Source organism: Saccharopolyspora ipomoeae (assembly GCF_029952525.1).
Classification (GTDB): Bacteria; Actinomycetota; Actinomycetes; order Mycobacteriales; family Pseudonocardiaceae; genus Saccharopolyspora; species Saccharopolyspora ipomoeae.
In genome coordinates this window covers 513,562-527,440 of sequence record NZ_JASAOF010000003.1, presented here as the reverse complement: position 1 = coordinate 527,440, position 13,879 = coordinate 513,562, and the positions used below count along the sequence as shown (strand labels likewise).

11 protein-coding genes are annotated in these 13,879 nt (G+C 68.9%); 7 read left to right on the top strand and 4 right to left on the bottom strand.

From position 1 onward, the window contains the following. Positions 1-126 precede the first annotated feature (126 nt). From QFW96_RS09085 to QFW96_RS09065, 5 genes are all read left to right on the top strand, one after another. On the top strand, positions 127-1,629 hold the full coding sequence (locus QFW96_RS09085; protein ID WP_281455099.1) for an FAD-linked oxidase C-terminal domain-containing protein: 1,503 nt from the start codon (positions 127-129) through the stop codon (positions 1,627-1,629). Beyond that, a complete protein-coding gene (locus QFW96_RS09080; protein ID WP_281455098.1) occupies positions 1,629-2,867 on the top strand; it encodes an FAD-binding oxidoreductase in 1,239 nt (412 codons plus the stop codon). Before QFW96_RS09085 ends, QFW96_RS09080 begins: the two co-directional genes overlap by 1 nt. Next, entirely contained in the window at positions 2,867-4,183 is a 1,317-nt protein-coding gene (locus QFW96_RS09075; RefSeq protein WP_281455097.1) for a (Fe-S)-binding protein, read from the top strand. Before QFW96_RS09080 ends, QFW96_RS09075 begins: the two co-directional genes overlap by 1 nt. A 252-nt stretch (positions 4,184-4,435) precedes the next feature. Next, positions 4,436-5,650, top strand: coding sequence for an acetyl-CoA C-acetyltransferase (locus QFW96_RS09070; protein ID WP_281455096.1), 1,215 nt, complete (start codon positions 4,436-4,438; stop codon positions 5,648-5,650). A gap of 14 nt (positions 5,651-5,664) precedes the next feature. Next, positions 5,665-7,884, top strand: coding sequence for a 3-hydroxyacyl-CoA dehydrogenase NAD-binding domain-containing protein (locus QFW96_RS09065; RefSeq protein ID WP_281455095.1), 2,220 nt, complete (start codon positions 5,665-5,667; stop codon positions 7,882-7,884). Positions 7,885-7,963: 79 nt separating this feature from the next. On the opposite strand, the gene QFW96_RS09060 is transcribed toward QFW96_RS09065, so the two are convergent. The 3 genes from QFW96_RS09060 to QFW96_RS09050 form a co-directional block, all read right to left on the bottom strand. Further along, on the bottom strand, positions 7,964-8,212 hold the full coding sequence (locus QFW96_RS09060; protein WP_245775586.1) for a hypothetical protein: 249 nt from the start codon (positions 8,210-8,212) through the stop codon (positions 7,964-7,966). 215 nt (positions 8,213-8,427) lie between these two features. After that, positions 8,428-9,207 carry a hypothetical protein gene (locus QFW96_RS09055; protein ID WP_281455094.1) on the bottom strand — a complete coding sequence of 260 codons (780 nt, stop codon included), beginning with the start codon at positions 9,205-9,207 and terminating at the stop codon, positions 8,428-8,430. Between the two features lie 220 nt (positions 9,208-9,427). Then, positions 9,428-10,030: a TetR/AcrR family transcriptional regulator gene (locus QFW96_RS09050; protein ID WP_343231366.1), complete on the bottom strand. Its 603-nt coding sequence runs from the start codon at positions 10,028-10,030 to the stop codon at positions 9,428-9,430. Positions 10,031-10,112: 82 nt separating this feature from the next. Between QFW96_RS09050 and QFW96_RS09045 the strand changes: the two genes are divergently transcribed. Together QFW96_RS09045 and QFW96_RS09040 are read left to right on the top strand one after the other, a co-directional pair. Continuing rightward, positions 10,113-11,600 (top strand): flavin-containing monooxygenase, encoded by a 1,488-nt coding sequence (locus QFW96_RS09045; protein ID WP_281455093.1) that lies wholly within the window; start codon positions 10,113-10,115, stop codon positions 11,598-11,600. 107 nt (positions 11,601-11,707) lie between these two features. Then, on the top strand, positions 11,708-12,406 hold the full coding sequence (locus QFW96_RS09040) for a DUF6319 family protein (RefSeq protein ID WP_281455092.1): 699 nt from the start codon (positions 11,708-11,710) through the stop codon (positions 12,404-12,406). A 145-nt stretch (positions 12,407-12,551) separates the two neighbouring features. Here QFW96_RS09040 and QFW96_RS09035 read toward each other — a convergent pair whose 3' ends face one another. Then, positions 12,552-13,796 (bottom strand): M14 family zinc carboxypeptidase, encoded by a 1,245-nt coding sequence (locus tag QFW96_RS09035; RefSeq protein ID WP_281455091.1) that lies wholly within the window; start codon positions 13,794-13,796, stop codon positions 12,552-12,554. Between the last annotated feature and the right edge of the window lie 83 nt (positions 13,797-13,879).

The window sequence follows — 13,879 nt, the reverse complement described above, 5'->3', positions numbered from 1 at the left end:
TTCGGGCACACTCGGGGTGAGCACGCGCATCTTGTCCACCTCTTGTATCTATGTTGTGAGCAACCTAGGATTTCCTTTCACGGAACCACTTTTCTGCTAGGCGGAAGTTTCCCGGGAGGCTGAACAATGCAGTCGGCCAGTGTCGAAGCCGAGCGCGCGGCGGGAGGCCCGACCGCGCTGGACACCGCGATAGGGGAATTCCGCGCGGCCTTGCCCGACGGAGCGGTGATCACCGATCCGCAGCGGCTGCGGACCTACGAATGCGACGGACTCGCCAGCCACCGGGTCGTCCCGGCCGTGGTCGTGCTGCCCGAGACCGCCGAGCAGGTCCGCGATGTCGTGCGAGCCTGCGCCGCGCACGAGATCCCCTTCGTCGCACGAGGATCCGGAACCGGCCTGTCCGGCGGTGCGCTCCCGCACTCCTCCGGAGTTCTGGTGGTCACCTCCAAGATGCGCCGCATCCTGGAGATCGACACCGCGAACGAGCGCGCCGTCGTCGAACCCGGCGTGATCAACCTGGACGTCACCAAAGCCGCTGCGCCGCACGGCTACTACTTCGCCCCCGACCCCTCCAGCCAGCAGGTGTGCTCGGTCGGCGGCAACGTGGCCGAGAACTCCGGCGGCGCGCACTGCCTGAAGTACGGCTTCACCGTCAACCACATCCTCGGCATGGAAGTCGTCACCCCCGACGGAGAACTCGTCGAACTCGGGTCCGACGCGCGCGACGCTCCCGGCTACGACCTGTTGGGGGCCTTCATCGGCAGCGAAGGCACCCTCGGCGTCGTCACCAAGATCACCGTGCGGCTGCTGCGCAAACCGGAATCCGTGCAAACCCTGCTCGCGGGGTTCCCGTCCACCGACGAAGCGGGTGCCGCGGTGTCGGCCATCATCGCCGACGGCGTGACGCCGGCGGCCATCGAGATGATGGACGCGCTCGCCATCGAGGCCGCGGAACAGGCCGTGCAGTGCGGATATCCGGACGGGGCGGGCGCCGTGCTGGTCGTCGAGCTGGACGGGCCCGCGGCCGAGGTCGAGCACACCTTCACCGAGGTCGAACGGCACTGCCGCGCCCACGGCGCCTTCGAGATCCGCGTCGCCGCCGACGACGCCGAGCGGGCCATGATCTGGAAAGGCCGCAAATCGGCCTTCGCCGCCGTCGGCCGCATCAGCCCCGACTACATCGTCCAGGACGGGGTCATCCCGCGCACCGCGCTGCCCGAGGTGCTGGGCCGCATCGCCCGCCTGTCCAGCGAATCCGGTGTGCGCGTGGCCAACGTCTTCCACGCCGGCGACGGGAACCTCCACCCGCTCGTGCTCTTCGACGACGCCGAACCCGGCGCGGGCGAGCGCGCCGAAGCCGTCTCCGGCGCGATCCTCGACCTGTGCATCGAGCACGGCGGCTCCATCACCGGCGAGCACGGAGTCGGGGCGGACAAGGTCAAGTACATGGGGCGCATGTTCACCGCCGACGACCTCGACACCATGCAGCGGGTGCGCTGCGCGTTCGACCCGGTCGGGATCTGCAACCCCGGCAAGGTCTTCCCCACACCCCGGCTGTGCGGAGAAGTGCCGGGCCGGCGCACCGGCGTGCACCCCCTGACCGAAGCGGGATTGGCGGACCAGTTCTGATGCCCACGAAGACCACCGAAGCCGCCCACGACGCACTGGTCGCCGCGCTCGGCGCCGACCACGTCCGCGCGGCGAACGACCAGGACCACGGGATCGGCCACTCCCTGGTGGCCGCAGTGGAGGGAACCGAGCAGGCGGCGGCCGCGATGAAGGTCGCCGCGGAACACCAGCTGCGCGTCGTGCCCAAGGGCTCCGGCAGCAAGCTCGACTGGGGCGCCCCGCCCCGCGACGTCGACCTGCTGCTGGACCTCTCACCGGCCAACGAGGTCGTCGAGCACGCCGCGGGCGACCTCGTCGTGCACGCGCTGGCCGGCACCCCCATCGCCGAGATCAACCGGACCGTCCGCAGCGGCGGGCAACAACTGGCCATCGACCAGCCCATCGACTCCGCCACCGTCGGCGGCGTCATCGCCACCGCGAACTCCGGACCGTGCAGGCACCTGTTCGGCGGCGTCCGCGACCTGCTGATCGGCATCACCGTGGTGCTCGCCGACGGCACCGTCACCACCGCGGGCGGCAAGGTCGTCAAGAACGTCGCCGGCTACGACCTCTGCAAGCTCTACACCGGTTCGTTCGGGACCCTCGGCGTCATCACTGAAGCCGTGTTCCGGTTGCACCCCGTCGCCGACGAGCACCGGTGGATCACCGTCACCACCGACGACGCCGCAGCAGCGGCGGCCGCCGCGGACACCATCCGCCACTCGCAGGCGATGCCGACCGCCATCGAGGTCGACCGTCCCGCAGGAGGTCCCTTCACGGTCTGCGGACAGGTGGAAGGACGCCCTTCTGCCACCCACGCCCGCGCGCTGGAGCTGGCGGCCGAGATCGGCGGCGACGTCGTCGACCAGCCGCCGCAGTGGTGGGGGAAGCATCCCTTCACCCCCGACGGCACCGGGCTGCGCGTCGGAGCCGAGCCCACCGGCATGCGCGATCTGCTGGGCGCCGTCGAACAGCTCGCCGGTGAGCTGCCGGTGTCCGTGCGCGGCGCGATCGGGCTCGGTGTCCTGCACCTGGGCCTCCCGGCCGACTCCGACCCGACCGCGATCGCGCGGCTCACCTCGCGACTGCGCGACCGCGGCGACTACGCGGTGCTCGAACGCGCCCCGCGCGAGGTGCTCCAGGCCGTGGACCCGTGGGGCCCGATCGCCGCCGGACCGCTCGCGCTGATGCGCCGCACCAAGGACCAGTTCGATCCGCAACACCGGCTCGCCCCCGGCCGGTTCGTGGGAGGAATCTGATGACCGAGACCCCGGCCCGCCCCGGCGCCTTCGACGCCTTTCACCCGCCCCAGCGCGAACTCATCGACGACTGCGTGCACTGCGGGTTCTGCCTGCCCAGCTGCCCCACCTACGACCTGTGGGGCGAGGAGATGGACTCCCCGCGCGGACGCATCTACCTGATGAAGGAAGGACTCGAAGGCGAACCGCTCACCGACAACATGGTCGAGCACTTCGACGCCTGCCTGGGCTGCATGGCCTGCGTGACCGCCTGCCCGTCCGGCGTGCAGTACGGCACGCTGATCACCGAGACGCGCGCGCAGGTCGAGCGGCGCCACGAACGCGGGCGCTTCGAGAAGTTGATGCGCACCATCATCTTCACGCTCTTCCCATATCCGAAGCGGCTGCGCGCGATGCGCGGCCCGCTCGCTCTCTACCAGCGCACGCGCCTGGGCAGGCTGCTCAAGCGCACCGGGCTGATGGCCAAGCTGCCCGCAGGCCTGCAGGTCATGGAATCCCTGGCGCCGCCGATCAACCGCGCCGAGAAGCTCCCCGCGCGGATCCCGGCCCGCTCGGCCAAGCGCGCGACCGTCGGCATGATCACGGGCTGCGTCCAGTCGGCGTTCTTCCCCGACGTCAACGCGGCCACCGCCCGCATCCTCGCCGCCGAGGGCTGCGACGTCGTCGTCCCGCCCGCGCAGGGCTGCTGCGGTGCGCTCAGCGAGCACTCGGGGCGCGAAGCCGAAGCGGTGGCCTTCGCCCGCGACCTGCTCGACAGCTTCGAGGCAGCCGGGGTGGACCACGTGGTCATCAACTCCGCCGGGTGCGGCTCCACGCTCAAGGAGTACCCGCGACTGCTCCAGGACGACCCGGTTTACCGGGAGAAGGCCGAGCGGTTCTCCTCGAAGGTCCGCGACATCGCCGAACTCCTGGTGGAACTCGGTCCCGTGGCCGAGCGGCACCCGCTGCCGGTGAAGGTCGCCTACCACGACGCGTGCCACCTGGCCCACGGTCAGGGAATCCGCTCGCAGCCGCGCGAGCTGCTGCGAGCCATCCCGGGGCTGCAGCTCACCGAGATCAACCGCGCCGAGCTGTGCTGCGGCTCGGCGGGCGTCTACAACCTGCTGCAACCCGAGCCCGCCCGGGAGCTCGGTGACCGCAAGGCCGCCAACGTGCTCGACACCGGCGCTCAGCTGCTGGTGACGGCCAACCCGGGCTGCTCCATGCAGATCCGCACGGCGCTGGAACGACGCGACGAGGCCATGTCGATGGCGCACACGGTGCAGGTGCTCGACGCCTCGATCCGCGGCGCGGGCGTGGAGACGTTGTTGAAGTGATGTCGGTGACCAGAAGCGGGGACGTCGTTGCGGCGTCCCCGCTTCGTCGTTGAGACGGGTGTGCGGTGCCGAGCAGGGGAACCTTCCTGCCGAGTTGCCGCGCGCCGCTGCGGGGGGAAGGTGAACGAAAGGTTCCCGCGCTCCCAACACCGCCCGCTCCCTCCGGCGGACATCAGGATTGTCATTGACTGTGACAGCATTGGTGTCACACTCTGAGTGGAGCACCTGCCGCAATGAGGAGGCACGCCACACATGTCCGAGGCGTTCGTCTACGACGCGATCCGCACACCGCGGGGTCGTGGAAAGAAAAACGGGTCGTTGCATGGGGTGAAACCCATCTCCCTGACCGTGGGCCTGATCGAGGAGCTGCAGCGCCGCCACCCCGAGCTCGACCCCGCGCTGATCGACGACGTCGTCCTCGGCGTGGTCTCGCCGGTCAGCGATCAGGGCGGCGACATCGCCAAGACCGCGGCGATCGCCGCAGGGCTGCCCGACACGGTCGCCGGCGTGCAGCTGAACCGCTTCTGCGCCTCCGGCCTGGAAGCCGTCAACATCGCCGCGCAGAAGGTCCGCTCCGGCTGGGAGGACGCCGTCCTCGCAGGCGGTGTCGAGAGCATGTCGCGCGTCGCGATGGGCTCCGACGGCGGTGCGTGGGCGATGGACCCGGAGACCAACTACTCGACCGGCTTCGTCCCGCAGGGCATCGGCGCGGACCTCATCGCCACCATCGAGGGCTTCGACCGGGGCACCGTCGACGCCTACGCCGCCGAGTCGCAGGACCGCGCCGCCAAGGCCTGGGCCGACGGCCGCTTCGCCCGCTCCGTGGTCCCGGTCAAGGACCGCAACGGCGTGACCGTCCTCGACCGCGACGAGCACATCCGCGCAGGCACCACCGCCGACTCCCTCGGCGGGCTCAAGCCCTCCTTCGCCGGCATCGGCGAGATGGGCGGGTTCGACGCCGTCGCGCTGCAGCAGTACCACTGGGTCGAGCAGATCGACCACGTCCACACCCCGGGCAACTCCTCGGGCATCGTCGACGGCGCCGCGCTGGCCCTGATCGGCAGCGAGAACCTCGGTGAGCGCACCGGCCTCAAGCCGCGCGCCCGCATCGTGGCCGCCGCGCTGTCGGGCGCCGACCCGACCATCATGCTCACCGGCCCCGGCCCGGCCGCGCGCAAGGCGCTGGCCAAGGCGGGCATGAGCATCGAGCAGATCGACCTGATCGAGATCAACGAGGCGTTCGCCGCGGTGCCGCTGAAGTTCATGAAGGAGTTCGGCGTCGACCACGACAAGGTCAACGTCAACGGCGGTGCGATCGCCATGGGCCACCCGCTGGGCGCCACCGGGGCCATGATCCTGGGCACCGTCATCGACGAGCTCGAACGCCGCAACCTCCGGTACGGCCTCGCGACGCTGTGCGTCGGCGGCGGCATGGGGATCGCGACCATCGTCGAACGGATCGGCTGAGGGGCACATCAGACATGAGCGAGCAGAACACCATCCGCTGGGAGTCCGACGCCGACGGCATCGTCGTGCTGACCCTGGACGACCCCCAGCAGCAGGCCAACACCATGAACCTGCGCTACCAGGCGAGCATGGACGCGGTCCTCGACCGCCTGGAATCCGAGCGCGACAGCATCACCGGCGTGGTCCTCACCTCCGCGAAGAAGACCTTCTTCGCCGGTGGTGACCTGCGCGAACTGATCCAGGCCCGGCCCGGTGACGCCGAGACCGTCGGCGCCACCACGGCCAACGTGAAGAAGCAGCTGCGCCGCCTGGAAACCCTCGGCAAGCCCGTCGTCGCCGCGCTCAACGGCACCGCCCTCGGCGGCGGCCTCGAAATCGCGCTGGCCTGCCACCACCGCATCGCGCTGAACAACCCCAAGGCCCGCTTCGGGTTCCCCGAGGTCAGCCTGGGACTGCTGCCCGGCGCCGGTGGCGTGGTGCGCAGCGTGCGCCTGCTGGGCATCGCCGAGGCGCTGATGGGCGTCCTGCTGCAGGGCCAGCAGCTGCGTCCCGAGAAGGCCCTCAAGACCGGGCTGATCCACGAGATCGTCGACACCCCCGAGGACCTGCTGGGCAAGGCCAAGGAATGGATCAAGGCCAACCCCGAGGCCGCTCAGCCGTGGGACACCGACGGCTACAAGATCCCCGGCGGCACCCCGTCGAACCCGAAGTTCGCGGCGAACCTGCCCGCCTTCCCGGCCAACCTGCGCAAGCAGCTCAAGGGCGCCCCCATGCCGGCGCCGCGCAACATCATGGCCGCGGCGGTCGAGGGCAGCCAGGTCGACTTCGACACCGCCCTGGACATCGAGGGCCGCTACTTCGTGGAGCTGGTCACCGGCCAGACCGCGAAGAACATGAGCAAGGCGTTCTTCTTCGACCTTCAGCACATCAACGCCGGTGGCAGCCGCCCCGACGGCGTGCCGGAGTTCCGGGCGAAGAAGGTCGCGGTGCTCGGCGGCGGCATGATGGGCGCCGGAATCGCCTACGTCTGCGCCAAGGCCGGCATGCAGGTCGTGCTCAAGGACGTGTCGCTGGAGAACGCCGAGAAGGGCAAGGACTACTCGGCGAAGATCCTGGAGAAGGCCGTCGCGCGCGGCCGTTCCACCCAGGAGAAGGCCGACGAGCTGCTGGGTCGCATCACCCCGACCGATCAGGTCGAGCCGCTGTCGGGCTGCGATCTGGTCATCGAGGCGGTCTTCGAGAACCTCAAGCTCAAGCACCAGGTCTTCGGCGAGATCCAGGACGTCGTCGACGGTGACGCGCTGCTGTGCTCGAACACCTCGACGCTGCCGATCACCGATCTCGCCGAAGGTGTCCGAAACCGCGAGGACTTCATCGGCCTGCACTTCTTCTCGCCGGTCGACAAGATGCCGCTGGTCGAGATCATCTCGGGTGAGCGCACCAGCGACCGCGCGCTGGCCCGCGCCTTCGACGTCGTGCAGCAGATCAACAAGACGCCGATCGTGGTCAACGACAGCCGCGGCTTCTTCACCAGCCGCGTCATCGGCACCTTCATCAACGAGGGCGTGGCGATGCTGGCCGAGGGCGTCCACCCCGCCTCCATCGAGCAGGCGTCCTCGCAGGCCGGCTACCCGGCCCCGGTGCTGCAGCTGTTCGACGAGCTGACCCTGACGCTGCCGCGCAAGATCCGCGACGAGACCAAGGCGGCGGTGGAAGCGGCCGGTGGCACGTGGGACCCGCACCCCGCCGAGCAGATCATCGACCGGATGGTCGACGAGTTCGGCCGCACCGGCAAGTCCGGCGGCGCCGGTTTCTACGACTACGCCGACGGCAAGCGCGCCGGCCTGTGGCCGGGGCTGGTGGAGAACTTCGGTTCCGCCGACGCCGATCCTTCCCAGGTCGACCTGGTCGACCTCCAGGAGCGGATGTTGTTCGCCGAGGCGCTGGAGACCGTGAAGTGCTTCGACGAGGGCGTGCTGACCTCGGTGCCGGACGCCAACATCGGGTCGATCATGGGCATCGGATTCCCGCCGTGGACCGGCGGTGTCGTGCAGTACGTGAACGGATACCCCGGTGGTCTGGCCGGTTTCGTCGCCCGCTCCCGCGAACTCGCGGAGCGCTACGGCGACCGGTTCCAGCCGCCGGAGTCTCTGGTCAAGCGCGCCGCCAACGGTGAGCCGCTCGACATCGGCGAGCCGGACGCGGAGATCGTGCAGGCCACGTCGGCCCGATGAGCTGACGGTGATCAGCGAGCTGACATGACGAGGCGCCGGGCCCGAAAGGACCCGGCGCCTCGTTGCTCGCTCAGCGAGTTCAGCCCTCGGGGTGGTCCACGACCGGGGCGTTGACGCACTGCGGGGTCTGCGGCGACAGGACCGGGACAACCGCGCCGAGGACGGCGACGTTGTCTCCGCACAGCTGCACCGGAACGGCGCTGATGTTGTTGTCGTTCGCCCCGTTGACGCCCTCGTTGTCCGCGCTGTCGGCGAACGCCGGGCCGGCCAGGGCCAGCATGGCGGTGGCGGCGCCGGCGACGCCGGCGATACGTGCAGCGGTACGCACTGTCGTTCTCCTTATGGATGACTGTTCTTCAGGGGATGAACCCTTGCGGCACAGGGAATTTCTGCGCTTCGCCTGCGTCGCGCGGCAGAGTCTGCGACATGGCGCACGTCCAAGTCGAACTCAGAAGGGCGTTTTCAGCCGAATACCCACGATGGAGTGACGCGAACCGGACATTCCACCATGGACTTTCATTTCGGCTGAAGCCCCAGGGGTTCTCAGTTCTTCGGAAGGACACCGCTGATCCGCTGGAGCGGAGCGTCCGACACGCCGCCCACGGCCTTGTCGACCTCGGACAGCACCGGGGTCTTCTCCACGGCGGGCAGCACATCGCTGGGCTTGGCCAGCGTCACCGGCTCGCCGGAGGTCTGCAGCGGGTTGTTGTTGAGCGTCGGGGCGACCAGCGCCACCGGGTTGCTCACCGGCTCGGACTCGTAGCCCTGCGCGGCGGTCAGCGCGACCGCGGTGTCCACCGCGGAGAAGCCCTGGTGGCCGGGCTCGCGCGGCCCGATCTCGGTGTCCAGCAGCGCCGCGTCGGGCGTGTGCTCGTACACCACGCCGAGGTGGCCCGGGGTGACCGAGCCGCTCACGGTCGGACGGGTCTTGGTCATCTTCGACACGCGCGTGGTCTCGGCGAAAACGTGCCCGAGAACCCGGTTCGGCTTGCCCGGGGCGAGCACGGGACGGCCGTCCTGCAGCTCGCCGGCCACGCCGTGCGCGGTCTTGGTGATGTCCACGCCGACCTTCTTGACGACGTTCGGCGAGCTCACGTTCAGCTGCGTGTCGGCGCACGGCGCCTTCGTCGGGCTGAACGACGGGCCTTCCTGCATCTGGCAGGCGTTGGCCGGGATCTCCGCGGTGACCTCGTCCGGCACGGACGTGAGGTCGGGCTTGTCGATGTCGGTTGTTCCCGCCGCGTTCGCGGCACCGGTGCCGACGGTGGCGAGGCCCGCGGCCATGACGGCCGCCTTGACTGTGCGCGTGGTCCAGGAGCGCAAGATTGGATCTCCTCGAGTCAGAGGTGTTGGCACGGCTGACTCGACATCGGAGACGCTGTTAAGGATCTTGAGCCGTGATCGACCAATGCAGCCCGAACGAGTGAATCGGCCCCTTCGGCTCGCGGCTGTGGCAGGAAGGTTCCCTCGCACCGGTCCGGCCACCGCCCGCGGGCGCGGTGATGGCAGGAAGGTTCCCATGCGCCGGTCGGCGCGGTGTTGATCAGAAGCCGAGGCCGGGGGTGAACAGCGTGATCATGTGCTCGGTGGCCTTCTCGGCGGTGACCTCCGGCCGGTGCTCCCGCCACAGCGCCAGGCGCTCGCTCGCTCCGATGATCGATTCCGCGTAGGCCTCGGCCTGCTCGTCGTCGAGGTCGCTGCGGACCTGGCGCAGCAGGTTCGCGGTGAAGTCGCGCTGCTGGATGCGGATGGCCTCCAGCTCCGAGTTGACCGAGGCGTTGGGGATCGAGAACTCGTTCCGCAGCAGGGCCCAGGCCTGCTGGTGCTCGTCGCCGAAGCGGAAGAAGGCCAGCATGCAGTCGTAGAGCAGCTGCTCCGAACTGGTGGCGTTGGCCGCGGCCTGACTCGTGGCTTCGAGGAGCTCGCGCTTGGAACGCCGCAGGCAGGCCAGCAGCAGGCCTTCCTTGGAGCCGAAGTACTCGTAGAGCATCGGCTTGGACAGGCCCACCTGACCTGCGATGTCGTCCATCGAGCTCGCTTGGTAGCCGTCGCTGGCGAAGACCCGCTCGGCGACTTCCAGGATCTGCGCCTCGCGTTCGGCGCGGGACATCCGCTTGCGGCCGCCCAATGCAGGAGAGCTCGTCACGAATCAACCCTACCGCAAGTAACCTACTCGTAGTAGCCTACTGATCAGTAGATAGTGTGCCGGTGTCCGAGGAGGGGCTCTGATGGTGCAGAGGCAATCGCCTGGCCAGCGTCGATACGAAACTTCGGTGGTCATCGTCGGAACCGGGTTCTCCGGTCTCGGCATGGCTATCAAGCTCAAGCAGGCCGGGATCGATGACTTCATCGTGCTGGAGAAGTCCGACGACCTCGGCGGGACCTGGCGAGACAACACCTACCCGGGCTGCGCCTGCGACGTTCCCTCGCTGATGTACTCGTTCTCGTTCGAGCAGAACCCGAACTGGTCGCGGCTGTTCGCCGAGCAGGGCGAGATCAACGACTACCTCAGCCGCTGCGCGGACAAGTACCAGGTCCGCGATCACGTGCACCACGGCGTGGAGTTCACCGGTGCCGAGTACGACGAGCGGAGCAAGACCTGGCTGGTCACCACCGGCGACGGGACCGAGTACGTCGGTCGCGCCCTGGTCTCCGGCGTCGGCGCCCTGCACATCCCCAGCTACCCCGACCTGCCGGGCGTGCAGGACTTCGAGGGCGAGATCTTCCACTCGGCGCAGTGGAACCACGACTACGACTTGAAGGGCAAGCGCGTCGCGGTCGTGGGAACCGGGGCCAGCGCCATCCAGTTCGTGCCGAAGGTGGCCGAGCAGGCCGAGAAGCTGCACCTGTTCCAGCGCACGCCCCCGTGGATCCAGCCCAAGCCCGACCGCGCGATCCCCGAGTCCGTCAAGAAGCTGTTCCGCACCGTGCCGCTCACGCAGCGCGCGGCTCGCGCCGCCGTGTACTGGATCCTCGAAGCCCGCTACTTCGCGGTGTTCAACAAGCGGCTGGGCAAGGCCGCCGAGTGGTTGTCCAAGCGCTACATCAGCAAAACCATCTCCGACCCGAAGCTGCGCGAGGCGGTCACGCCGGACTACTCGATGGGCTGCAAGCGCATCCTGCTGTCCAGCGACTACTACCCGGCGCTCAACCGGCCCAACGTCGACGTCGACACCAGCGGCGTCGCCGAGGTCCGGAAGAACTCGGTGGTCACCGGCGATGGCCAGGAGCACGAGGTCGACGCCATCATCTACGGCACCGGCTTCCACGTCACCGACGCCTACGACCACCTCGCCATCGTCGGCCGCGAAGGGCGCAAGCTCCAGGACACCTGGCGCGAGGGGTCCGAAACCTACCTCGGCATCACCGTTTCCGGGTTCCCCAACCTGTTCTTCCTGCTCGGGCCGAACACCGGCCTCGGGCACAACTCGGTCGTGTTCATGATCGAGTCCCAGCTGAACTACGTGATCGACTGCATCCGCCGCATCCACCGGGGCGAGATCGGGCAGGTCGACGTGCGCCAGCCGGTGCAGGATGCCTTCAACCGCGAGCTCCAGGACGAGCTCGGCGGGGAGGTCTGGTCGGTCGGCGGCTGCCGCAGCTGGTACCTCGACGAGAATGGCGTGAACCGCACGCTGTGGCCGGGCTTCACCTGGAAGTACTGGATGCGCACCAGGAAGGTGGACTACTCCGACTACGAGGTCGCCGCGCGCTGAGGTGATCGACTCGCCGCCCCCGTTGAACCTTCGCACGAGCGTTCGATATAGTGATCCGGTCACTGTCGAGCAGCTCCGTTCGGAGCGCACCCTAGCTAGGGGCGGCGATGTCACCGCTGTCGTCCGATGAACTGCGCGCAATCCGCGACGAACTCAGCGCGGGAACCACACCGACGGTGTGGTTCACCAGCTCTGCCGTCGGCGTCCAAGAAGGGCGCTCCGGCAAGGTGATCGCGCTCGGCGAACCGGCCGAAGGGGACTTCATCCAGGTCCGCCCGGCCGGATCGAAGGACGTCCTGTCCTTCTCGGCCGCCGAGGTCACCCAGGTCAAACCACCGCGCAAGAAGCCGGCTCCGCAAGAACCGGCCAAGGCTCCGACGAAGGCCCCGGCGAGCAAACCCGCCCAGCTCGCTGCGGCGAAACCGGTCGAGAAACCCGCTGCGAAACCGGCAACTCCCGCGGCCACGTCGACACCGCAGGCCGCTGCGAAATCCGGTGACACCGCTGCGGCACGCCGCAAGTCGCGACAGGCCAAGCCCCAGATCGGCGGTGCCGTGGTCACGCTCACCGCCGATGAGGACGGGCAGTGGAGCGTCGAGGTCGTCAACACCAAGCGCAAGCTGGTCAAACCGACCCAGGTCCCGGCCAACGCCGTCGCGCAGGCGGCCAAGCTCCTGCACGACGACGTCGCCGCGGCAGTCGAGCCGGTGATCGAAGCCGCCCGAGAACAGCACCGGGCCCGAGTCGAACAACTCCGGGCCGAACTCGAAGCGGCCCAAGCGGCACTCGAAGAACTCGACGAGTGAGCCGTTGTCGTCCCGTCCTCGACGGGACGACAACGCCCTCGCATCCTCGCCCCGCACCGGCCCCACGCGCGCAGGTGGTGAGTACGGGAACCTTCCTGTCACATCCCGCGTGCCATCTCGTCCGGGACCGGGGCGGTGGGCCGGATCAGCCCTCGATGTCCGTCTGTCCGCCCAGCGTCCGCTGACCGCGGTCGGTCGGCGGGATCTGGTCGTAGGCGGCCGGGTCGAGCCGGGTCACCTCGCCGCTCGCGATGGAGGAGAGGATCCCGTCCAAACCGATGTGGACGGTGCGGGTGAGGGTTTCCCGGTGCTGCTCGCCCAAGGTCTGGGTCTGTCCCCGGACCTCGAACAGCACGGCACCGCTGCCGTTGAGCTGGAAAGCCCCGAGCCCGGTGCCCGGCAGGTTGATGTCCTGCGGGTACAGCGTGATGTGCCCGTAGTCCGGGTTGCGCTCGGCCGCGTCCTGCAGCGCGTTGTAAGCGGCCACGTTGAGCTGGCGGGAGTACTCCGGCCGGAACGTGTCGGCGAACTCCGCGAACTCGGACCCCTCGGGCGTGCGCGGGTCCGCGACGAACTTGCCCGACAAGCTCATCGTCACGAAGTCATCGGTTCCCGGCACCGTGTAGCAGGCGCCCTGGTGATGAAGGTCGACGTAGGTGTCGACCGCGCCGAACTCCGCTCGCAGCCGCTTGTAGACGTCCCGGACCGTTTGCGTCTCCGGGCTGAGGAACCAACCCGGGCTGTCGCTGCTGCCCGGGAAGTCCTGCGGCTGCGGCTGGTAGTTCAGGTCCGGGTGGTAGTCGCGGTTGACGTCGAAACCCGGCCGCTGCGAGTAGTCGTCACCCTGCCGCTGGTCGGTGATGTAGTTCCAGGGCGGAGGCGACGCGGCCAGCTGGGGGAACCGCGCCTGCGCCTCCTCCCAGGTCATGTCGTTCCCGCGCCGGTCCAGGGACGCCGCGTCCGGGTTGATCTTCGGCATCGCCACCACGGTCAGCTGGTCGCGAATCCGCTGAGCCGCAGTCGAATCCGACGTTCCCAGGTAGTCGACCACGTCCAGCAGGGCGTCGGGCCCGGTCTTCTCGTTGCCGTGGATCTCGGCGGTGATGAACACGACCTTCGGGCCCGATCCGACCCGGGCGAGCATCATGCCGCGCCCCTGGTTGGAGGTGCCCGATTCTTCGAGCGTCACCCGGCCTTCGCTGACCCGTTCGATTCGGTCGAGTTCCACCAGCATCTCGTCGTAGCTGGTGAACTCGCTGATCGGGTTCTCTCGCGGCTCCTCGCTGCACGGTGGTGGGGCCGCAGCGGTGCGCGGTGCCGACGCTGTCGAGGGAACGAACGCAGCGCCCACCACGACGCCGACCAGCGCCAGTGCTCGTAAACGGTGCATTGCCGAACTCCTTGCCGTAGCCGAAACGCGCTCCAGACAAATCGCTCGACCCGAAACGCACAATCGGCCAAGAGGTGACAACT